19 protein-coding genes and 2 pseudogenes are annotated in these 21,612 nt (G+C 65.0%); 14 read left to right on the forward strand and 7 right to left on the reverse strand.

Annotated features, from left to right (window positions below; all coding sequences use genetic code 11):
* Positions 1-14: 14 nt before the first annotated feature.
* Complete coding sequence (locus ACSKB9_RS25980) at positions 15-935, reverse strand: polyprenyl synthetase family protein (protein WP_438076664.1); 921 nt, start codon at positions 933-935, stop codon at positions 15-17.
* 199 nt (positions 936-1,134) lie between these two features.
* Here ACSKB9_RS25980 and mtgA point away from each other — a divergent pair, with 199 nt between their 5' ends.
* The 3 genes from mtgA to ACSKB9_RS25995 all read left to right on the forward strand — a co-directional run bounded on the left by mtgA (position 1,135) and on the right by ACSKB9_RS25995 (position 2,933).
* The gene (gene mtgA, locus ACSKB9_RS25985) at positions 1,135-1,806 is read left to right on the forward strand and encodes a monofunctional biosynthetic peptidoglycan transglycosylase (protein WP_438080401.1); all 672 of its coding nucleotides are present in this window, start codon (positions 1,135-1,137) and stop codon (positions 1,804-1,806) included.
* Between the two features lie 159 nt (positions 1,807-1,965).
* Positions 1,966-2,151, forward strand: coding sequence for a 50S ribosomal protein L32 (gene rpmF / locus ACSKB9_RS25990; protein WP_021077536.1), 186 nt, complete (start codon positions 1,966-1,968; stop codon positions 2,149-2,151).
* A 143-nt stretch (positions 2,152-2,294) separates the two neighbouring features.
* On the forward strand, positions 2,295-2,933 hold the full coding sequence (locus ACSKB9_RS25995) for a hypothetical protein (protein WP_438076666.1): 639 nt from the start codon (positions 2,295-2,297) through the stop codon (positions 2,931-2,933).
* Positions 2,934-2,940: 7 nt separating this feature from the next.
* On the opposite strand, the gene ACSKB9_RS26000 is transcribed toward ACSKB9_RS25995, so the two are convergent.
* Positions 2,941-3,225: a hypothetical protein gene (locus ACSKB9_RS26000; protein WP_438076668.1), complete on the reverse strand. Its 285-nt coding sequence runs from the start codon at positions 3,223-3,225 to the stop codon at positions 2,941-2,943.
* Positions 3,226-3,444: 219 nt separating this feature from the next.
* Here ACSKB9_RS26000 and ACSKB9_RS26005 point away from each other — a divergent pair, with 219 nt between their 5' ends.
* The 6 genes and pseudogenes from ACSKB9_RS26005 to ACSKB9_RS26030 all read left to right on the forward strand — a co-directional run bounded on the left by ACSKB9_RS26005 (position 3,445) and on the right by ACSKB9_RS26030 (position 12,057).
* Positions 3,445-5,136: a bifunctional diguanylate cyclase/phosphodiesterase gene (locus ACSKB9_RS26005; RefSeq protein ID WP_253638099.1), complete on the forward strand. Its 1,692-nt coding sequence runs from the start codon at positions 3,445-3,447 to the stop codon at positions 5,134-5,136.
* Between the two features lie 204 nt (positions 5,137-5,340).
* Entirely contained in the window at positions 5,341-6,234 is an 894-nt protein-coding gene (locus ACSKB9_RS26010) for an ABC transporter substrate-binding protein (protein WP_076824695.1), read from the forward strand.
* Positions 6,235-6,267: 33 nt separating this feature from the next.
* Positions 6,268-7,877, forward strand: a pseudogene (locus tag ACSKB9_RS26015) (amino acid ABC transporter permease/ATP-binding protein).
* A 40-nt stretch (positions 7,878-7,917) separates the two neighbouring features.
* Positions 7,918-9,158: pseudogene (locus ACSKB9_RS26020) on the forward strand (acetamidase/formamidase family protein).
* A gap of 82 nt (positions 9,159-9,240) precedes the next feature.
* Positions 9,241-11,574, forward strand: a complete 2,334-nt coding sequence (locus tag ACSKB9_RS26025; RefSeq protein ID WP_438076670.1) for an acetamidase/formamidase family protein — start codon at positions 9,241-9,243, stop codon at positions 11,572-11,574.
* A 96-nt stretch (positions 11,575-11,670) separates the two neighbouring features.
* Complete coding sequence (locus tag ACSKB9_RS26030; protein WP_225162692.1) at positions 11,671-12,057, forward strand: RidA family protein; 387 nt, start codon at positions 11,671-11,673, stop codon at positions 12,055-12,057.
* A gap of 125 nt (positions 12,058-12,182) precedes the next feature.
* Here ACSKB9_RS26030 and phaR read toward each other — a convergent pair whose 3' ends face one another.
* Positions 12,183-12,773 (reverse strand): polyhydroxyalkanoate synthesis repressor PhaR, encoded by a 591-nt coding sequence (phaR, locus tag ACSKB9_RS26035; protein WP_438076672.1) that lies wholly within the window; start codon positions 12,771-12,773, stop codon positions 12,183-12,185.
* A 313-nt stretch (positions 12,774-13,086) separates the two neighbouring features.
* Here phaR and ACSKB9_RS26040 point away from each other — a divergent pair, with 313 nt between their 5' ends.
* From ACSKB9_RS26040 to yddG, 3 genes are all read left to right on the forward strand, one after another.
* On the forward strand, positions 13,087-14,265 hold the full coding sequence (locus ACSKB9_RS26040; protein WP_438076674.1) for an acetyl-CoA C-acetyltransferase: 1,179 nt from the start codon (positions 13,087-13,089) through the stop codon (positions 14,263-14,265).
* 268 nt (positions 14,266-14,533) lie between these two features.
* On the forward strand, positions 14,534-15,259 hold the full coding sequence (phbB, locus tag ACSKB9_RS26045; protein ID WP_016841131.1) for an acetoacetyl-CoA reductase: 726 nt from the start codon (positions 14,534-14,536) through the stop codon (positions 15,257-15,259).
* A 187-nt stretch (positions 15,260-15,446) separates the two neighbouring features.
* Positions 15,447-16,319: an aromatic amino acid exporter YddG gene (gene yddG / locus ACSKB9_RS26050; RefSeq protein ID WP_438076676.1), complete on the forward strand. Its 873-nt coding sequence runs from the start codon at positions 15,447-15,449 to the stop codon at positions 16,317-16,319.
* A 269-nt stretch (positions 16,320-16,588) separates the two neighbouring features.
* Here the strand turns inward: yddG and ACSKB9_RS26055 are convergent, their stop codons facing one another.
* Positions 16,589-17,020 carry a cupin domain-containing protein gene (locus ACSKB9_RS26055; protein WP_438076678.1) on the reverse strand — a complete coding sequence of 144 codons (432 nt, stop codon included), beginning with the start codon at positions 17,018-17,020 and terminating at the stop codon, positions 16,589-16,591.
* Positions 17,020-17,787: a hydroxyacylglutathione hydrolase gene (gloB, locus tag ACSKB9_RS26060; protein WP_438076680.1), complete on the reverse strand. Its 768-nt coding sequence runs from the start codon at positions 17,785-17,787 to the stop codon at positions 17,020-17,022. The genes ACSKB9_RS26055 and gloB overlap by 1 nt, the downstream gene beginning before the upstream one ends.
* Positions 17,788-17,970: 183 nt before the next feature.
* On the opposite strand from gloB, the gene ACSKB9_RS26065 reads away from it, so the two are divergent.
* On the forward strand, positions 17,971-18,723 hold the full coding sequence (locus tag ACSKB9_RS26065) for a class I SAM-dependent methyltransferase (protein ID WP_028343579.1): 753 nt from the start codon (positions 17,971-17,973) through the stop codon (positions 18,721-18,723).
* 66 nt (positions 18,724-18,789) lie between these two features.
* Here the strand turns inward: ACSKB9_RS26065 and ACSKB9_RS26070 are convergent, their stop codons facing one another.
* Both ACSKB9_RS26070 and prmC read right to left on the reverse strand, forming a co-directional pair.
* The gene (locus ACSKB9_RS26070; RefSeq protein WP_438076682.1) at positions 18,790-19,575 is read right to left on the reverse strand and encodes a DUF4167 domain-containing protein; all 786 of its coding nucleotides are present in this window, start codon (positions 19,573-19,575) and stop codon (positions 18,790-18,792) included.
* A gap of 531 nt (positions 19,576-20,106) precedes the next feature.
* Complete coding sequence (prmC, locus tag ACSKB9_RS26075) at positions 20,107-20,994, reverse strand: peptide chain release factor N(5)-glutamine methyltransferase (RefSeq protein WP_438076684.1); 888 nt, start codon at positions 20,992-20,994, stop codon at positions 20,107-20,109.
* A gap of 105 nt (positions 20,995-21,099) precedes the next feature.
* Between prmC and ACSKB9_RS26080 the strand changes: the two genes are divergently transcribed.
* Positions 21,100-21,525, forward strand: coding sequence for an HIT domain-containing protein (locus tag ACSKB9_RS26080; RefSeq protein ID WP_168859155.1), 426 nt, complete (start codon positions 21,100-21,102; stop codon positions 21,523-21,525).
* Positions 21,526-21,612: the final 87 nt, after the last annotated feature.

Here is a 21,612-nt window from a genome sequence, read left to right on the forward strand (position 1 = left end):
CGCTGTGCTCTCGGCTAGTTCTTGCGCTCGGCGACGAAGCGGGCGGCCGCGCGCAGCACGTCGCCTCGGTCGCCGAACACCGACAGCGCGGCGTCGGCACGCGCGAGGAGGTCGCGGACGCGCTGCTTGGCGCCATCGATGCCGAGCTGGGTGACGAAGGTGGTCTTGCCGAGCGCGGCGTCAGCGCCGGCCGGCTTGCCGAGCGCGGCGGCGTCGCCCTCGACGTCGAGCAAATCGTCGGCGATCTGGAAGGCTTCGCCGAGCGCTTTGCCGTAATCGTCGAGCGCCTGGTATTCCTTCTGCGAGGACTGGCCGAGGATCGCTCCGGCGATGCAGCCGAAGCGGAGCAGCGCGCCGGTCTTCATCTGCTGCAGGCGGGCGACGTCGACTGGCTCGCGGTCGCCGAAGCGGCCTTCGCCGGCGAGGTCGAGGATCTGGCCGCCGGCCATGCCGCCGACGCCGGAGGCGCGCGCCAGCGCGCGGGTCAGGAGCAGGCGGACCTGGGCGTCCTTGTGGATCGCATCGCGGGTGATGATGTCGAATGCGATGGTGAGCAGCGCGTCGCCGGCGAGGATCGCGGTGGCGTCGTCATAGGCCTTGTGCAGGGTCGGGCGGCCGCGGCGCAGATCGGAATTGTCCATCGCCGGCAGGTCGTCGTGGATCAGCGAGTAGCAGTGGATGCATTCGAGCGCGGCGCCGACCAGCAGGGCGGCTTCGCGCGGGATGCCGAACACCGCGGCGCTCTCGACCGCGAGGAACGGCCGCAGCCGCTTGCCGCCGCCGAGGCTCGAATAGCGCATGGCCTCGATCAGCCGCTTCGGGCGCACGATCTCGTCGCTTTCGGTCGTGTCGGACAGCAGTTTGGCGAGCAGGGCTTCGGTATCCTCCGCGGTCTGGTCCAGCCGCTTGGAAAACTCTGCAGTACCGGTCGTCATTAAGAATTGCTCCAGATCGATTTTCGGCCGGACAATCGTTGATGGCATCGGCTTCGTCAATTCCCGCCCTGCGACGGAATGCGCCTTAAAAGTGCTGGAAAAACCGTGAATTATCCCGCAGACGTCGACGGCGCCGGCCGTGTTCTGGCGGGCGGGTCCCAAATCCTTCCTGGAATGGTCCTCCCCGGAAACCCCTGCTTTGCGCATCGTCCGAATTTTATTGCTGCTTTTGCTGGCCCTGCTGTTGCTGCCGTATCTGGTGGCTCCGTTCTACCGCACCGGCCATCCGGTTTCGGCCCTGATGGCCTGGCGGATGCTGCGCGGGGCCCCGGTGACGCGGCATTGGATCGATTTCGGCGCGATGTCGCCCTATCTGGTGCGGTCCGTGGTCGGCTCGGAGGATGCCCATTTCTGCAAGCATCGGGGCATCGATTGGGGCGCGCTGCGCGAGGTGCTCGACGACGCCGAGGATGGCGAGGTGGCCCGCGGCGGCTCGACCATCACCCAGCAGGTCGCCAAGAACCTGTTTCTGTGGTCCGGCCGCAGCGTGATCCGCAAGGGGCTGGAACTGCCGCTGGCGCTCTGGATCGATCTCGTGCTGCCCAAGCAGCGAATCCTGGAAATCTACCTCAATATCGCGGAAATGGGCCCGTCCGGCCAGTTCGGCGCCGAGGCCGGCGCCCAGTATGCTTTCGGCCGGTCGGCGGCGGGGCTGTCAGCCCGCGAGGCCGCGCTTTTGGCGGCGATCCTGCCGAATCCGGTCAAAAGAAGCGCCCGGAACCCGGGGTCGGGGGTCCGCAGGCTGTCCGCCACCTATATGGCCCGGGCCAACGCGGTGGACCGCTGCTGGCGCGAAAATCGCGGCTCTTGAGGCCGATTTCGGGCGCTTTTTGCTGGCTCGGACCCTCAGCTTTACGCGATGCCTTCCTCTATAAGCGCGGCCTTACCGGCATCGCAGCTTGCGCTTTCGAAGCGCTGAGCCGTCCGCATTTCGGACGATGCCTCCGCAACACCCCTAGAGGACACCGTCATGGCCGTTCCCAGAAGAAAAACCTCGCCGTCGCGCCGTGGCATGCGCCGTTCGGCCGATGCGATCAAGACCCCGACCTATGTCGAGGACAAGGACTCCGGCGAACTGCGCCGTCCGCACCATCTCGACCTGAAGACCGGCATGTACAAGGGCCGCCAGGTCCTGAAGGCCAAGAAAGAGTCCTGATCGGACATTCGGTCTACGCGCCGCAGCCATGCGGCGCGGCGCCTGAATTCGGTCAACGAGTGCGGCCAAGACGGGCGCGTCCGCGGCGAGGCCAATGAGCGTCGCCGCATTGCTGGTTCTCCCTGAATAAGGCGCAAGCCCCGATGGTCGGTTTTCCGCTGCTGCTCGTTCCGCTCGCGGTCTACAACATCATCGCTTTCCTGATGCCCGGCGTGTCGTTCACCGACCCGCTGATCAGGCTGACATTGCTGTCGGGCGAGCAGTGGCAGATCACGCTCAGCGACATGCTGCTCGCCGCCGCCGTACTGCTGTTGCTGCTCGAGGTCATCAAGGGCGCGCGCCCCGGCGCGAAATATCTCACCGACCATCTGCTGTCGCTGATCGTGTTCGGCGCCGCCGCTGCCGAATTCGTGCTCTGGCCGAAATTCGGCAACTCGACCTATGGCCTGCTCACGCTGCTGGCGCTGGTCGATTTCATTTCCGGAATTGCGCTGCGCACCCGCCTCCGTGCGGTGGTCGCACCGGCGCCCAGCGCCGGCAGGGCGCACCCTGCGGCAGCTGAGGCACCGCAACCTGCACCCGTAGCGGAGCCGGCACCCCGGCCTGAGCCCGCGCCTGTCGCCGCGCCGGCGCCTGCCGCGCCGCCACCGGCCGCACCGGTCCCCTCGGCGACGTCGGTTGCGGAATCCGTGCTACTCGATCAGTCCGCGCCAAAGCCGACGGTGACCTCGCCGGATTTGCAGCCGGGCGGCCATCCGCCGTCGGACGCGCCGCAGCGCTGATATTTTCCTAGATGATCTGCCGGGTCCGCCGCGCCACGCTGCGGCGTTCGTCGACATGCGGGCCGTAAGCGCTCTGCGCGTCGGCCAATGACCCACGCCGCTGCCCGCGCGTCTGCGGTTCGTGTGCGGCGGTCGCGATCAGATGAGCCACAAACGACGGATCGGCATGCGGCAGCGGGATCTTGGGCGCCCAATGGGTGGTCGCGGCCAGCGGCACCAGCGCCGTGCTGGCCGCCGCAGCATCGCCGGTGCACTCGCCGTCGAGGATTTCCAATTGATCGATATCCGGCATCGTCTGCGACCCGTTGGAGCGTCATAGTTTGGGACGTTGCGGCCCTCCGCAACACCCCTGTGGCAAGGGTCATGCCCGCCGTCCCCAGTTCGTTCCCGGACAGTCGAAAACGTGGTTTCCAGATTATTTATCAACTTCACCTAGCGTTGGATTCGCCGGAACCACTATCTTGAGAGCGTGTAGAATCACCGGGCGCCGTCCCAAATCGAGACATGTTCGATGCCCCCTGTCCCGCCAGCTGCCAGCATCCTCGCCTCGCTCGGCCAAGCGACATTCGCCTGGGACCTCGCGAGCGATGCGATCGCCTGGAGCGACAATGTGGCGGCAGTCTTCCCGGATATCCCGGTCGCGGCGCTGGCGAGCGGCGCCGAGCTTGCAAAGCTGATCGAGCCATCGCGCTCGGTGCGATCCGATGCGCTCGGCGCGCCGGCGCCGGTACGCGGCGGGGAGGGCGTTCCCTACCGGATCGAATATGGCGTGCGGGCCGTCACCTCGGCGCCGGTGATCTGGATCGAGGAGACCGGCTGCTGGTTTGCCGGCGCCGACGGCAGGCCGGCGCGCGTGCAGGGCGTCGTCCGCATCAACAATGAGCGGCATGCCCGCGACGAGCAGCTGCTGAAGCTGTCGCGGCACGACCCGCTGACCAATGAGCTCAACCGCACCCATCTGATCGCCTCGCTCGCCGAGACGATGGAGGAGTGCGCGCGCTTCCGCTCCTCCTGCGCCTTCATGCTGATCGGCATCGATCACCTCGCGCGCGTCAACGATGCCTTCGGCTTCGATGTCGCCGACGCCGTCATCGCCGAGGTCGCGAAGCGGATTCGTGCGCGGCTGCGCAGCGGCGACATGCTCGGCCGCTTCTCCGGCAACAAGTTCGGCCTGATCCTGCGCAACTGCACCGTCGACGACACCAATGTCGCGGCCGAGCGCTTCCTGGCCGCGGTGCGCGACGAGGTGGTGCCGACCAAGTCCGGCCCGGTATCGGTGACGGTCTCGATCGGCGCCGTCACCATTCCCCGCCATGCGCGGTCGGCGGAGGAGGCGGTCAATCGCGCCCAGGAGACGCTGGACGCGGCCAAGAGCCGCCGCGCCGGATCGTTCGCGCTGTGGAAGCCGAATGTCGAGCGCGACGCCCAGCGCCGCGTCAACATCCGCGTCACCGACGAGATCGTCACCGCGCTGAACGAGCGCCGCATCGTGATCGGCTTCGAGCCCGTGGTCGATGCGCGCCTGCGGCAGCCCGCGTTCTACGAGTGCCTGGTCCGGATGGAGCAGGACGACGGCCGCGCGCTGCTCGCGCCCGATATCGTGCCGGTCGCCGAGCGGCTCGGCCTGATCCGGCTGGTCGATCACCGCGTGCTGGAGCTCGCCATCGCCGAGCTCGCGGCGGCCCCTGGCGTACAGCTCAGCCTCAACATCTCGCCCGACACCACGATGGATCCGGACTGGTGGGCCACCATCGAATCCCTGATGCGTGCGCATCCCGGCGTCGGCGAGCGGCTGATCGTCGAGATCACCGAGACGGTCGCGATCCAGGATATCGACGACGTCCGTGGCTTTGTCACGCGCCTGAAGAACTTCGGCAGCCGGATCGCGATCGATGATTTCGGCGCCGGCTACACCTCGTTCCGCAATTTGCGCAAGCTCGGGGTCGACATCGTGAAGATCGACGGCGCCTTCGTGCAGAACATCGTGCGTTCGGCCGACGACCGCGCTTTCGTGCAGACGCTGATCGATCTCGCGCGCCGCCTCGAGATCAGGACGGTCGCCGAATGGGTGCAGGACGAGGAAGCCGCCGTGATGCTGCGCGAATGGGGCTGCGACTTCATCCAGGGCCGCCTGATCGGCCTCGCCTCCCCGGACCGCCCGTGGAACGCGTCGGCGGAGAAGCCCGTGCCCGCCACGGGCTGAAGCGGCCATAGGCCGTTTCACAATATCGGTCGTGATACCCGCGAAAGGGATTGCTCAAAATATGAGCGCGTCCTGCCCAAGGTTTGGCGGGAGTTCATCCAATTAATTGTGCGTCCCCAGACAAGTTTTCCGCCGGAGACCGCCGTTTACTTCTTCGAGGTTTGGACCGTGGCTTGCGCCATGACAACGTCGAAAGAGGATCGAATGGTCACGTTATCTTTTCCGCGCGCGTACAAACTCATGCACATCGCAGCGTTAGGGGCATTGCTCGTTGTGGGCGTCGGTGCTCCAACCGACGCCAGGGCAGCTGCGCCGGCCGCCTGTGCGGAGTTGCAGGCAAAGTATCCGGACTGGAAGGGCAAGACCCTCGTCAACGCAATCAATCCGCATACGCCGGGCTACGAGTCGATCGATCCGAAAGATCCGAGCAAATATGTCGGCTTCGATATCGATCTCGGCGAGCAGATCGGCGAATGCCTCGGCTTCAAGCTGACCTACAAGGCGGTGACCTTCGCCGCACTCCTGACCACGCTGTCCAGTGGTCAGGCCGACATTGTGATCTCCGACATCTACGCCACGGAAGAGCGTGCCAAGGCGGCCGACTTCATCACCTATTCGAAGGTGTTCGACGGCGTATTGGTCGCCAAAGGCAATCCGAAGAAGATCTCCGGCATCAACACCTCGATGTGCGGTGCGGCAGCGGCCGAGAACACAGGCTACGTTGAAGTTCCGCTGATCCAGGCGCTCGTGCCGGAGTGCAAGAAGGAGGGCAAGCCTGAGCCGACCATTCAGCTCTACGACAACAACGCCAACTGCATCCAGGCGATTCTGGCCGGACGCGCCGACACCTATGTCAACGACGTCAACACCGTCGACAATGCGGTGAAGGCCTATCCGGACAAACTCGAAAAAGCTATCGCGGTGACGATCCCGTACAAGGTCGGCATCGGCGTGCCCAAGGACAAACCGGCCTTCCGCGATGCCGTGAAGGCGGCGCTGACCGAGATCTACAAATCGGGCGATCAGCTCGCGTTGCTGAAGAAGTGGAATCTCGATCCGGAGAACCTGATCGAGCCCGGTCTGCTGACGGTCAAGTAGGCCCCAGCACCGGCAAAAAGGACGACATGCTCCATGGAGCTGTTCCTCCACGATTGACCATGCCGTATATGATCGAGGGCATTCAGGCGACCTTGCAGGTCACCGCCCTCGGTCTGCTCGGCGGCCTGATCCTCGGTGTGATCCTGGCGTGGATGCAACTCAGCCGCTTCAGGGCGCTGGCGTCCTTCGCCCGGGTCTACACCGTGATCTTTCGCGGCACGCCGCTGATCCTGCAGATGGTGTTCGCCTATAATGCCCTGCCGCAGATCGGCATCAAGCTACCGGCCATTCTCGCCGCCGGCCTCGCGCTGGCCTGCAACGAAGCTCCGTTCATCGCCGAGATGCTGCGCTCCGGCGTGCTCGGCGTCGATCGCGGCCAGGTGCTGGCCGGGCAGGCGCTCGGCATGACGCCCGGCGTCCTGATGCGCCGGATCATCGCCCCGCAGGCGATCCGCTCGATGATCCCCGCTTTCGGCAACGAGACCGTCAGCGCGCTGAAGAATTCCTCGCTGGCGTCGGTGATCGCCGTGCAGGAGCTGACGTTGCGTTCGACCCAGATGGCGTCGGCAACTTTCGATTTCTTCTCGATCTTCTTCGCCTCGGGCCTGATCTATCTGTTCCTTACCGCGGCGATCGCCGGCATCCAGCTGTTCCTCGAATGGCTGTTCGATCTCGACCGCGCATCGAAGCAGATCAAACTGATGCGGATGATGCCGTGGTATCGCGCGCAGGGACTCGATGATCCGCTGATTGCGGCCGAGGACGCGCCGCCCGAGATCTTGCCCGATGCCGGTGTCGCCGAATTGCCGCCGCCGCGGGCGCAGACCGAGCGTGTCGATCGCGCCAAACGCAACGAGATCCTGAAGCGGAACAATGTGGCGGTCGATGTTGCCGCATTGCGCAAAAGCTATGACAAGCAAATGGTGCTCGCCGGCGTCGATCTCACGGTGCGGATCGGCGAGGTGGTCGCGCTGCTCGGGCCGTCCGGCTCCGGCAAGAGCACGCTGCTCCGCTGCATCAACAATCTCGAACTCTGGAACGACGGTAGCATCAAGGTCGGCGGTCGCCGGCTCGGCTTCAGCGATAGCGGCAAGGCGCTGTCGCCGCGACTGTTGGCGCAGGCGCGCGCCGAGGTCGGTGTCGGTATGGTGTTCCAGCAGTTCAACCTGTTCGGTCACCTCACCGCGAAGGAGAACATCGCCGGGCCGCTGCGCTGGGTGCATGGCGTGTCGCGCATCGATGCGGATCGCCGGGCGACCGAACTGCTCGGGCGCGTCGGCCTCAGCCACCGCGCCGATGCGCTGCCGCGGCATCTCTCCGGTGGCCAGCAGCAGCGCGTTGCCATCGCCCGTGCGATCGCGCCGAATCCCAGCGTGCTGTTGCTGGATGAGCCGACCTCCGCGCTCGATCCCGAACTCGTCAATGAGGTCCTTGAAGTGATCCGTCGCCTCGCGGTGGAAGACGGCCTCACCATGATCATCTCAACCCATCAACTGCGCTTCGCCAGTGAAGTCGCTGATCGCGTGGTGCTGCTGGCGGATGGCGCGATCGTCGAGGAGGGCCCGGCCGACGAGGTGCTGAGCAATCCGCGCAATCCGGTCGCGCAGCGTTTCCTCAATGCCATGGAGGCCGAGGTCGCATGAATAGAACCCGTTCCGTTTCCATCCGCGTGAGGACCCCTGCGTGAAACATCATCTGCTGCCGGTATCTGCGAAGACTGTGCATTGGGGCTATTTCAGCAAGGTCGTGGCGCCGGCATTGACGCTGAAGTCCGGCGACCGCGCGACCATCGAGACGCTGACGCATCACGCCAATGACGATTACGAGCGCATGATCGAGGGCGATCCGGGTGCCGAGAGCGTGTTCAAATGGACGCGCGAGCACAAGGCGGTGGTGCGGCGCGGTTCGGGGCCCATCGAAGGGCCGTTCATCCGCGGCTCCGGCGAAGGCGTCGGCGTGCACCTGCTCACCGGTCCGGTGGCGATCGAAGGCGCCGAGCCGGGCGACGTGCTGGAGGTTCGCATTCTCGACGTGCGACCGAGGCCGGCCTGCAACGCTTGCCATGCCGGCAAATGCTTCGGCTCCAACGTCGCGGCCAATTGGGGCTTTCACTATCACGACCTGATCGAAGAGCCGAAGCCGCGCGAGGTGGTGACGATCTTCGAGCTCGACGCGTCGGGTGAGCCCTTCGCCAAAGCGGTCTACAATTATGTCTGGACGCCGCAGACCGATCCTGATGGCATCGTGCACCCGACCATCGATTATCCCGGCGTCCGCGTCGATCACGCCACCGTCGTCAAGCGCGAGAATGTTCTGAGCAATGTCCGGGTGCCCGCGCGGCTGCATTTTGGCACCATGGGCCTCGCGCCGTCGGAGCAGGATTTCGTCTCCTCGATCCCGCCGAACTATACCGGCGGCAACATCGACGACTGGCGCGTCGGCAAGGGTGCCAAGATGTTCTATCCGGTTGCGGTGCCCGGTGCGTTCTTTTCGGTCGGTGATCCGCATGCCGCACAGGGCGACAGCGAGCTCGGCGGCACGGCGATCGAGACCTCGCTCACCGGCGATTTCGAATTCATCCTGCACAAGCATCGCGATCTCGGCGGCACACAGCTCGAAGGACTGACGCATCCGATGCTGGAAACCCCTGACGCCTGGTCGGTCTACGGCTTCACCTACCCGAACTATCTCGCCGAGCTCGGCGCCAATGCGCAGCTCGAAATCGCCAATCACTCCAGCCTCGACCGCGCCATGCGCGACGCCTTTCGCAAGATGCGGCGCTTCCTGATGACGGTGCACAAGCTCAGCGAGGACGAGGCGATCTCGCTGATGTCGGTGGGGCAGATTTTGGCGTGACGCAGGTGGTTGACGCCAATTGGGGCGTGCACGGGACCATCCGCAAGAACGTGTTCCGGTGTGACTGATCACGCGCCGGCCACCGAGCAGGGCGTGTCATCCTTGGGGATGGCACGGAGATTGCTTCGCTTCGGCCATAAAGGTCGATGCATGAGGTTGCGTCCGTTCACGAGTGAATCCTACTCCGAAGGCGACCGCCCCGAGGCGTGGCGGGACGTCCTGGCGTCGGTCGGCTTGCAGCCCACGGTCGCCACGAGCACCCATGCCGGCCATGCCATCGCGGTGCGGCGCAGCTTTCAGGGCGTGACGCTGGCCAGGCTTTCGGCAGGGCAACAATCGGTGTCGCCGCGCACGGATGCTGTGGCCGATCATCCGCTGGTGCTGCTGCCGCTCGAAGACGGGGTGGCGCTGAAGACGACCACCGGTTATCAGATCGTTGCTGCGCGGCATCTTCTCTTGCTGCCACGCGCAGGGGACTGGAGCGTGTCGTTCCAGCGCGAGATGCGCGCGGTAGTGCTGTCGGTGACGTCCGAACCGGCACATCGCCATCGCGCCACGTTGCAAGGCGGCGAGGTGCGGGTGCTCCAGCCCGGCGGCTTTGGCAGCGTATTCGCGCAGATGATGGAGCTCGCCGCGCGCGATCTCGACGCGCTGTCCGATGTCGAATGGACGGCGCTGGCGCGAAGTCTCGCCGATCTGCTGCCGACCTTCATGCGTCAGCACGGCGAGACGGCGGGCGATCGCGGCGGCGGCGCTTCCAAGGCAGCGACGCTGCATCGCCTGTGCCAGACCGTCGAACGCAGCCTCGAGGAACCCGATCTGACGCCGGTCAAAATCGCCAGTGCCGAGGGCATTTCTGAACGCTATCTGCAAAAGCTGTTCGAGGGGGCCGGCACCAGTTTCACGCATTACCTGCGCGAACGTCGGCTGCAGCGCACCTGGGCCGATCTGTCGAATCCCGCCGAGGCGCATCGTTCGATTTCCGAGATCGCGTTCCGCGTCGGCTTCAACGACTCTGCCCATTTCAGCCGCGCGTTTCGCCAGCGCTTCGGTCTGTCGCCGCGCGAATTCCGCCAGCATGAAGCCGAGCGGCAGACCGCATCCGCGGCCACGGTGCAACGCGGCTGGCCTCAGCAGGCGCTGGCGCAGCTGTGCAGCCGGCGCGCAGCGCTGGCGCGCAGGACGGCTGCGCCGTTCAACGCGCACGACGTGGAGATCGCGGACGCGCCGCGCCATCACCATCTCGCCGCGGATGCCTCGCGCGTGCATTGGGGCTATTTCAGCCATTCGTTGCCGCCGCAGGTCGAGATCGGCTCCGGCGACACCATCACCATTGAGACGCTGACCCAGCACGCCTCCGACGATCCCGAGCGCATGATCAAGGGTGATCCAGGCGCCGAGAGCGTGTTCCACTGGACGCGCGATCGGAAGAACGTCGATCGCCGCGGCGCCGGCCCGCTCGATGCCTCGATCTACGGCCGCGGCGCCGGCGAGGGATTCGGCGTTCACATTTGCACCGGCCCGGTGGCCGTAAAGGATGCGGAGCCAGGGGACGTACTGGAAATCCGCATCCTCGACATCGTGCCGCGCGCGAGCCGCAATCCGGACTTCGAGGGCCGCGTGTTCGGCAGCAGCGTCGCGGCCTGGTGGGGCTATCACTACAAGGAGTTCCTCGCCGAGCAGAACGCCCATGAGGCGGTGACGATCTACGAGATCGTCGACGACGATGACGCGCCGCATGCCCGTGCGCTGTATTCCTATCGCTGGGAGCCGCAGACCGATCCGTTCGGGACGCTGCACAAGACTTACGACTATCCGGGCATTCCGATCCCGCCGTCATCGGTGCGGCGCCGCCACGACGTGCTCGAAGGCATCCGCATTCCGCTGCGCCCGCATTTCGGAGTCATCGCGCTTGCGCCGCGCGAGGCCGAGCTTGTCGATTCCGTCCCGCCCGCATATTTCGGCGGCAATCTCGACAATTGGCGGCTCGGCAAGGGCTCGGCGGTCTATCTGCCGGTGTCGGTGCCGGGCGCGCTATTGTCGGTCGGCGATCCCCATGCTGCGCAGGGCGACGGCGAACTCGGCGGCACCGCCATCGAATGTTCGATGACCGGCACGTTCCAGGTCATCCTGCACAAGAAGAACGAGCTTACCAATCAGCCCTTCGCCGATCTTACCTATCCGCTGATCGAGACTGAAGCCGACTGGGTGCTGATGGGCTTCAGTCATCCCAACTATCTCGCCGAATTCGGCGCCAAGGGGCAGAGCGAGGTCTACGCGACCTCGTCGCTCGATCTCGCGATGAAGGATGCGTTCCGCAAGATGCGCCGCTTCCTGATGAACATCAAAGGCCTTACCGAGGACGAGGCGATCGCGCTGATGTCGGTGGCGGTGGATTTCGGCGTGACGCAGGTGGTGGACGGCAATTGGGGCGTCCATGCCATTCTCAGCAAGCGCGTCTTCGATCACGCGCCGCAAAACTAGAGCATGAAAGATCGTGCTCGAACAAAGACATGAGATCATGATGCGATTCCGTAGAAACGCATCATGATCCATCAGAGAGCAGGCGAGGAGACGTCGTTGCAGTTTCACATGATATCCGGCGGCCCGAAGCCGGTCGCGCCGTTCAGCCACGCGGTCGAGACGGATGGTTTCGTTTTCGTCACCGGCCAGATGCCGGATACGCCGGCCGCACCCGGCCTATTGCCCGAGGGCATCGTGGCGCAGACCCGCGCGGTGATGGAGAATCTGCGCGTGGTGCTTGCGGGCCTCGATCTCGGCCTCGAGCATATCGTGATGTCGCGCATCTATCTGACGCGCTTCAAGGAAGATTATGCGGCGATGAACGAGACCTATCGCAGCTATTTCCCGTCCGACCGCCTGCCGGCCCGCACCTGCGTCGGCGTCACCGGTCTCGCCTATGATGCGTTGATCGAAATCGATCTCGTCTGCCGCCGGCCTGCATAGACGCGCCCGCGAGGGTATGCTCGACCAGACGGCGACCGCCCGACGTCGGCGAGAGCCGCCGTCAGGACTTCAGAAGCGATGGCGGCCGGAGGTCCGGCCGGGCTGGCAGCGGACCTGAACGAGACCTACTCGTCCTTCTTCGTCGGCTGCGACATGCGCTCGAGGCGTTCCTGCATGTCCTTCATCTGGCGCCGAAGATCGTCGATGTTGCCATCATCGGGCGTGGGCTCCGGCACCTTCTCGGCCTCGCCGCCACCGCGTTGCGGCACGAACGGCTTGAACATCGAGAAGGTTTGCTGGAACAGCTCCATGTTGCGACGGACCTGTTCTTCCAGCGGCGCAAACGGTGTGCCGCTCAGCGCGCCCGCGATCTGCTTGCGGAATTTTTCCTGTTCCTTGGTCAGCGTCTCGATCGACTGTTCGAGATATTTCGGCACCACCATCTGCATGCTGTCGCCGTAGAAGCGGATCAGCTGGCGCAGGAAAGTGGTCGGCAGCAGGTTCTGCCCGGCCTTGTTTTCCTGTTCGAAGATGATTTGCGCGAGCACGGAGCGGGTAATGTCGTCGCCGGTCTTGGCGTCATAGACGAGGAAATCCTCGCCTTCCTTCACCATCGCCGCGAGATCCTCGAGCGTCACGTAGGTGCTCGTCCCGGTATTATAGAGCCGCCGGTTCGCGTATTTCTTGATCGTGGTCGGTTGTTCAGATTTTGCCATGGGCTCTCACTTCAACACCGAAGAACCTGGAACCCCACGGCATCGCCGCAGGGCAAAATGCAACGCATCGCAGCAAAGGTAAGCATTTTCAAAGCGGTTCGGCTACAGTTTTGTGCTGTGCGGTTAATTCCAAAGCATAGGATTTGCTCAGGAAAGTGCCAAGGGCGTCATTTTGAGTGCGTCGCGGCGCGATTTGCCCGACAGTGCGATTGACATGTCTCAACGAGGTTTACAGGATAGCCGTCAAGAGACAGGCCCGCCAAATCGGCCGCCCGCCGTCGAGAAACCCAGCTACAACCCATAGGAGATGTCCATGTCAGACGATGTCGTCATCGTCAGCGCCGCCCGCACCCCCGTCGGTAGCTTCAACGGCGCTTTCGCCACCACGCCGGCCCATGACCTCGGCGCGATCGCCATCAAGGCGGCGCTGGAGCGTGCCGGCGTCGAGGGTGGTCAGGTCTCCGAAGTCATCATGGGCCAGATCCTGACCGCCGCGCAGGGCCAGAACCCGGCACGCCAGGCCTCGATCGCGGCCGGCATCCCGGTGGAAAGCCCGGCCTGGGGCGTCAACCAGCTCTGCGGCTCGGGCCTGCGCACGGTGGCGCTCGGCTACCAGGCGCTGCTCAACGGCGATTCCTCGATCGTCGTCGCCGGCGGCCAGGAATCCATGAGCATGGCCCCGCACGCCCAATATCTGCGCGGCGGCGTCAAGATGGGCGGCCTCGAGCTGATCGACACCATGATCAAGGACGGGCTGTGGGATGCCTTCAACGGCTACCACATGGGCAACACCGCCGAGAACGTCGCCAAGCAGTACCAGATCACCCGGTCGCAGCAGGACGAATTTGCGGTCGCTTCGCAGAACAAGGCCGAGGCGGCGCAGAAGGCCGGCAAGTTCAAGGACGAGATCGTCCCGGTCACCATCAAGTCCCGCAAGGGCGATATCGTGGTCGACACCGACGAGTATCCGCGCCACGGCGCCACGCTCGACGCGATGGCCAAGCTCCGCGCGGCGTTCGAAAAGGACGGTACCGTGACCGCCGGCAACGCCTCGGGCATCAATGACGGCGCCGCCGCCGTCGTGCTGATGACCGCCAAGGAAGCCGCCAAGCAGGGCAAGAAGGTGCTGGCCCGCATCGTGTCGTGGGGCCAGGCCGGCGTCGACCCCAAGATCATGGGCACCGGCCCGATCCCCGCCTCGCGCGCAGCGCTGAAGAAGGCCGGCTGGAACATCGCCGACCTCGATCTGATCGAGGCCAACGAGGCGTTCGCCGCGCAGGCCTGCGCGGTGAACAAGGACCTCGGCTGGGATCCGGCCAAGGTCAACGTCAATGGCGGCGCGATCGCGATCGGCCATCCGGTCGGCGCGTCGGGTGCGCGCGTGCTGGTGACGCTGCTGCACGAGATGCAGAAGCGCGATGCCAAGAAGGGCCTCGCGACGCTGTGCATCGGCGGCGGCATGGGCATCGCTATGTGCGTTGCACGCGACTGAACAAAAGGCAGCGAGGCCGGTTAGGTGATGAAAAGATCATCTGTCAACCGCGAAGCGAGCTGATAAATAAGATGCCCGGCTTTGCGCCGGGCATTTTTGTTTCGAGAGCATGATCCGGAAAAGTGTGAAGCGGTTTTCCGAAAGATTATGCTCAAAAAAGGGGAGCTAAGGCGCGATGACGATTCAGCCTAATCTCATCGCGCTTTGTTGAGTGAGTGCGTAGGCCGGAGTTATCCGGTTATAAAAGACGGCCAAGGAGGAAACGGACATGGCACGTGTTGCATTGGTGACGGGCGGAACGCGCGGTATTGGAGCTGCGATCAGCAAGGCGCTGAAAGCGGCGGGCTACAAGGTGGCGGCGAGCTACGCCGGCAATGACGCCGCGGCGGAGAAGTTCAAGGCGGAGAGCGGGATTCCGGTCTACAAGTGGGACGTCGCGTCGTTCGACGCCTGCGCGGCCGGCGTCAAGCAGGTCGAGGCCGATCTCGGCCCGGTCGACGTGCTCGTCAACAATGCCGGCATCACCAAGGATACCGCGTTCCACAAGATGACGGTCGAGCAGTGGAATGCCGTGATCAACACCAACCTCGGCTCGCTGTTCAACATGACGCGCCAGGTGATCGAGGGCATGCGCGCCCGCAAGTTCGGCCGCGTCATCTCGATCTCCTCCATCAACGGCCAGAAGGGCCAGTTCGGCCAGGTCAACTACTCGGCGGCCAAGGCCGGCGACATCGGCTTCACCAAGGCGCTGGCGCTGGAGAACGCCAAGGGCGGCATCACCGTGAACGTGATCTGCCCCGGCTATATCAACACCGAGATGGTGCAGGCGGTGCCGAAGGACGTGCTCGAGAAGAACGTGATCCCGCAGATTCCGGTCGCCCGGCTCGGCGAACCCGAAGAGATCGCGCGGGCGGTGGTGTTCCTCGCCGCCGACGATGCCGGCTTCATCACCGGCTCGACGCTGACCGTGAACGGCGGCCAGTATCACGCCTGACGCGAGCAGCGTCGTCGCGTCGCAGGCGCGCACAATCGACTAGCGAATGCCCGGCCTTGTGCCGGGCATTTTCGTCTTTACAACGCACCACACGCGAAGGAAGACGTGGCTGGCCGGGACATCGGCGAGCGGCTGCAGACCGCCATCCTTTGGACAGTCATGCCCGGCCACGACGGATTGAATTGAGATGACGACCCGAACTGCGACCCTTGTCGGACTGACCGCCATCCTGATGTGGTCGCTGCTGTCGGTCATGACGGTTGCGACCGGGGCTATCCCGGCGTTCCAGCTCGCGGCCATGACCTTTGCGATCGGCGCCGCGGTCGCGTTCGCGAGCTTCCTGTTGCGTCCATCGGCCTTCGGCGCGTTGAAGCAACCGCTGGTCGCCTGGGTCGTCGGCGTCGGCGGGCTGTTCGGCTATCACGCGCTGTATTTCCTGGCGCTGCGCTTCGCCCCGCCGGCCGAGGCCGGCCTGCTCAATTATCTCTGGCCGCTGTTGATCGTGCTGTTCTCGTCGCTGCTGCCCGGCGAGCGGTTGGCGATCCATCACATCGTCGGCGCGCTGCTGGGCCTTGCCGGCACCGTGCTGCTGTTCGCCGGCAACACCGGCGCCTTCACAAAAGAGCAGATTCCAGGCTTCGCGGCCGCCTTCGTCGCGGCGTTCGTCTGGGCGTCCTATTCGGTGATGTCGCGCCGGCTCAAGGCGGTGCCGACCGATGCGGTGGCCGGCTTCTGCCTCGCAACCGCCGTGCTTGCGGCGCTGGTGCACATGATGGTGGAGACGACGGTGTGGCCCGCGACGCCGCTGCAATGGCTCGCCGTCGTCGCGCTCGGCATCGGCCCGGTGGGGGCCGCGTTCTTCGCCTGGGATATCGGCATGAAGCGCGGCGACATCCGCGTGCTCGGTGCCGCCTCCTACGCCACGCCGCTGCTCTCGACCGCGTTCTTGATAGCAGCGGGGTTTGCCAAACCCAGCGCCAACATCGCGATCGCCGCAATCCTGATCGCCGGCGGCGGGTTGATCGCGGCCAAGGACATGGTGCTAAGAAAAAGAACGTAGCATGGGTAAAGCGAAGCGAAATCCATCAACTCCTATCCACGCGGCAAGATGATAGGTTTCGCTGCGCTCCACCCACCTACGAAGAAGGTTGTTGCTACTGCTTCACCGTCACCCTGAGGAGGCCGCAACGCGGCCGTCTCGAAGGGTCGACGGCCCGCCTGTGGCCGATTCATCCTTCGAGGCTCGCCCAGCGGCGCAATTGCGCCGCAAGGCTCGCACCTCCAGCGACAAAGGCAAAGCCTTTGCGCGGGGATGACGGGAAGAAGCTCTTACGAAGCGGGCTCCCAGTCCTTTGGCGCGAGCTCGAATCTCGTGAACTCGAATCCCGGCGCGACGGTGCAGCCGACCAGCGTCCAGTCGCCGTTGCTTTCGGCGGCCTGCCATGCGTCTGCCGGCACGATCGCCTGCGGCTGCTCGCCGCGCGCCACATCCGGCCCGAGCGTGATCGAATGTGGGCCGCCGTCCTCCGCAATCCGCAGCGTCAGCGGCGCGCCGGCGTAATAGTGCCACATCTCGACCGCATCGATGCGATGCCAATGCGAGCGCTCGCCGCGCGCCAGCAGGAAATAGATCGCGGTCGAGTGCGCGCGGCCATTGGCGTCGCAGCGCGCGTCGCGAAACGTCTCGCGATAATGTCCGCCTTCGGGATGCGGCTGCAGCGCGAGCTGCGCGATGATGTCGGCAGCCGAGAGGTCGGCCATCACGACTTGTTCTTGCGCTCGCGGAGCTCGCCGAACACCAGCGCCGGGTCGGCGCCCTTCATGTGCAGCTTCGCCGCCACCGCGGGCTCGTCGGCGCGCAGGAACACGTTGGCCTTCTTCTCGTCGCCGAGCAGCACCGGAATCGTCGGCTTGTTCTCGGCGCGCAGTTTTGTGACCTCTGCTGCGCGCGCCTGCAGGGCCGGATTGTCGGGCTCGATGGTGAGCGCGAATTTCACATTCGCAGCGGTATATTCATGGCCGCAATAGAGACGGAAATCGTCCGGCAGCGAGCGCAGCTTCAGCAGCGAATCCCACATCATGGGGTAGGTGCCCTCGAACACCCGGCCGCAGCCGATCGAGAACAGCGTATCGGCGGCAAACACCGCCTTCTCGCCGTCGAACACATAGGAGATGTGATCGAGCGTATGGCCGGGCGTCTCGACCACGCGTGCGAGCAGGCTGCCGACCTTGATGACATCGGCATTGGCGGCGCGCAGATCGACATTGGCGATCTTGGCCGACTGGTCGTGCGGGGCGACGACGCGGCAGCCGTATTTCTGCTTCAGCTCGGCGACGCCGCCGACATGGTCGCCGTGGTGATGGGTGATCAGGATATCCGTCAGCGTCCAGCCTTCGCGCTCCAGCGCCTTGATGATCGGGCCGGCTTCCGGCGCGTCGATCGACGCGGTCGCCTTGGTCGCGGGATCGTGGATCAAATACCCGAAATTGTCGGTGAGGCAGCTGAAGGTGCGAATTTCGGCGGTCATGATATCTCCACGAACAAACGGGACGGACATTTTCAAAGCATGATGTATTCGAAAGACCGGTATCGACTTTCCCGGGTCATGCTTTTAACGCGCCCAATATAGGGGTGAAATATGGCGTTAACGCTCCGGCGGCAATGCAATTTTCGGCGCACCTGGGCAGCAGGGGGCGTGTTAGGCTAAACCATGGACGTCATCGACCTGCGCGACTTCTATTCGCAGCGCCTCGGCATCGTGGCGCGGCAGCTGATCAACCGGGGTATCCGCGCGCGGTGGCCGAATGCGGAAGGCCAGCGCGTGCTCGGCCTCGGCTATCCGACCCCCTATCTCGGTCTGTTCCGTGAGTCCTGCGAACGCTGCATTGCCTTCATGCCGGCGGCCCAGGGCGTGCTGAAATGGCCGACCGGCCGGCCGGCGCTGGCCACCCTGATCGACGAATTCTCGATGCCGCTGCCGGATGCCGCGGTCGACCGCGTGCTGCTGGTGCACGCGCTGGAGATGTCCGATGACCCGGAGCGGCTGCTGCGCGAGGTGTGGCGGGTGCTCTCGCCCTCGGGGCGGCTGATCGCGATCATCCCGAATCGCCGCGGCGTCTGGACGCGCACCGACGCCACGCCGTTCGGCCATGGCCGGCCCTATTCGCGGGCGCAGATCACGCAGCTGTTGCGGCAGACCTGGTTCACGCCGTCGTCGTGGGGCGAGGCGTTGTTCATGCCGCCGGTGCAGGGCAGCTGGTTCCTGCGCTCGGCGATGGCGTGGGAGCGGGTCGGCGCGGCGCTGTCGATGCCGTTCGCCGGCGTGCACATCGTGGAGGCGACCAAGCAGGTCTATCGGGCGATTCCCGCGCGTCGCGAGCGCACGCAGCTGATCCCGTCATTGCGTCCGGTGCTGGTGCCGTCCTCGACGGCGACGCGCAAATCGACTCACGCAGAGTCGTAACACGACCCGAGGCGTGACGCGGACAATTCACCCTCCCCGTGAAGGGAGGGTGACAGATTTTCAGGATTACTCGTTGCCCGGATTGAAGTCGTCGCTCGGCGCGGGCTGCGCCGCCATGTCGGGGCGCGGGCCATGCGGACGGCGGCGGCGGCGCGGAAAGCGCTCGCTCCGTTCGCCGCGTTCTGCGCCGCCATTATTGCCTTCATAGGCGCCGTTGACCTGCGGCTGCGCGCCGCCGGTGATGAACGAGGGCAGGCGATCGACGCCGCCGGCATCGGCCATCGCGGGCTGCGGCTGGTTCTGCGGTTGAGGCTGGTATTGCGGCTGCGGACGATGCTCGCGCTCACGATGTTCACGCGGTTGATGCTCACGCGGCTGCTGGTCGCGCTCGCGATGCTCGCGCGGCTGCTGCTGCTCGCGCTGGTACGGCTGCTGGCCGTTGTCGCGCATGAAAGGTTGCTGCTGCTGCGGCACGAAGCCCGGCTCCTGGCCGAAGCTCGAATAGCCGTCGCTGTCGTCGTCGCCGTCTTCGGTCGGGGTGACCTCGGCGTCGGGGCGCGGCGGCTGCTGATTCTGCCGGAACTGCTCCTGTGCGGCCGCGATGATCCGGTAGTAGTGCTCAGCGTGCTGGTAGTAGTTCTCAGCTGCCACCGGATCGCCGGAGGAGCGCGCATCGCGCGCAAGCTGAACGTATTTCTCGGCCACGTGGGAGGCCGTGCCGCGGATCTTGATGTCAGGTCCGTTCGATTCGTACACCCGTGTCAGGGGATTCTGGCCGCGCCGGTTATTGTTGTTGTTATTGTTGTTGTTATTCCGGTTGCGCATCCGCTTGTTGTTCTGACCGTTTCTCATCTGTCGCCTTTTATTCCAGCCCTGAAGTTATTGCAGTCCACAGTCCGATTTCTCAGCAGTCCGATTTCTCAGCAGTCCGATTTCTCAGCAGTCCGATTTCTCAGCAGTCCGATTTCTCAGAAGTCCGATTCGGCGCGCGCCTAGGCACACGGAATCGCAATACCGTTCGAAGTGGTTTCGATGTCGCCGACCATCTCGTTCAGCAAAGTCGCGTGCAGCAAAGACGCGTTCCCCAACCGCCGGCAATCGCGCCAGCGACCAAATCATTCCGCCCGTTGAGACAGGCTCAGTTCTCGTGCGTAAGTCTTCAAGCGCAATAACAGGCTTTCGTTCGCTTGGCGGTCGAGAGCAGCACAGCTTCGGCTATTGCGCTCTATATGACCTGCGTTCCTGGAACCTTTCGATCGGCGGGCTCTGCTGAACCCTGGTCATCACCCGTAACGGATTACGGGGCCAGCACCGATGTTGTGCCCGGAACGTAGTCGTTCCCGGGGGATAATCCAAGAGGTTTTTTTTCGTTCCAATAGGACTTTATCGGGGCAGCCGGCGGGCGGAAACGGCCCTCGGGATGCCCCCCAGATCGGCCTTTGGCGGCCCCGTTGGGGATAAGGCGGATGCCGTCATCAGCGCTTCAACGTCGCCGCTCTGACCCTGCCCGACTTCCACAACCAGAAATCCTCCTGAGGTCAAAAGACCCGCAGATTGCGAAATCAGCGCGCGGTAGGCGTCGAGCCCGTCGGCACCGCCGTCGAGCGCCGCGCGCGGATCATGCGCGCGCACCTCGATGTCGAGTCCGGCGACGTCGGCCGAGGGGATATACGGCGGGTTGGACACGATCAGCTCGAACGCGCCGACGAGCCCGCGGCCGTAGTCGCACTCGATCCATGTCGTGCGATCGGCGAATCCGAGCGCGGTGGCGTTGCGGCTCGCGGTCTGCAGCGCCTCCGTCGAGATGTCGGTGGCGAAGCCATGCGCGTTCGGCAGTTCCGAGAGCAGCGCCAGCAGGATCGCGCCAGAACCGGTGCCGAGATCGGCGATCCGCAAGGCGCGCTCGGCCACCCCGTCGGCGCGCAGCAGTTCGAGTGCGCGCTCGACCACCGTCTCGGTGTCCGGGCGCGGCACCAGCGTCGCGGCGGACAGGTGCAGCGGCAGTCCCCAGAACTCCTTGACGCCGAGGATGCGCGCCACCGGTTCGCCGGCGAGGCGGCGCTGTGTCAGGCGCTCGAGGTGATCCGCCTCGTCCTTCGTCAGCGCGCGCTTCGCGCCGGTGACCATGCCGGTCAGATCGAGCCCCAGCGCGGCGCCGACCAGCAGTCGCGCATCGAGCTCGGCGGCGTCGCTGCCGGCCGCCTTGAGGCGCGCGGCGAGGCTGCGCCTGATGCTCTCGACAGTCTGGCCATGTCCTGCGGGTTCGCTCATGGCGCGTTGTTAGCCGATGGTCGATGCGGCGTCGATATCACTTGCGCCCCGTGCGGCCGGCGCGCACGGTCAGAATCTGAACCTAGCGATCCGGAACGCGCGACCATGACGGGCTATGACGACCAGAACATCTTCGCCAGGATCCTGCGCGGCGAGGTCCCGAGCTTCAAGGTCTACGAGACCGATCGGACCTTTGCCTTTCTCGACATCATGCCGCGATCGCCGGGACATACCCTGGTGATTCCGAAGGCACCCGCGCGCGGCATCCTCGACATCGCCGAAGACGACCTCGCCGCGGTGGCGCGGTCGGCCAAGCGCATCGCCGTCGCCGCGATGAAGGCGTTTGCGGCCGACGGCATCATCATCCAGCAGTTCAGCGAGCCCGCCAGCGGCCAGGTGGTGTTTCACCTGCACATGCATGTGATGCCGGTGAAGGCCGGCGTCGCGCTGCTGCCGGCGCAGACCGTCAAGGCGGAGATGGATGTGCTCGCCGATCACGCCAGGCGGATGATCGCGGCGCTGGGTGGGTGAGCGGGTGGCCCGGTCCGACGCGGGAATGCCGTAATCCCTATCCCGAGAGGCCATGCGCAATATCGAGTTCGTCATTGCGAGGAGCTC

It is taken from the genome of Bradyrhizobium sp. BR 1433, from assembly GCF_051547665.1.
GTDB lineage: Bacteria > Pseudomonadota > Alphaproteobacteria > Rhizobiales > Xanthobacteraceae > Bradyrhizobium > Bradyrhizobium australafricanum.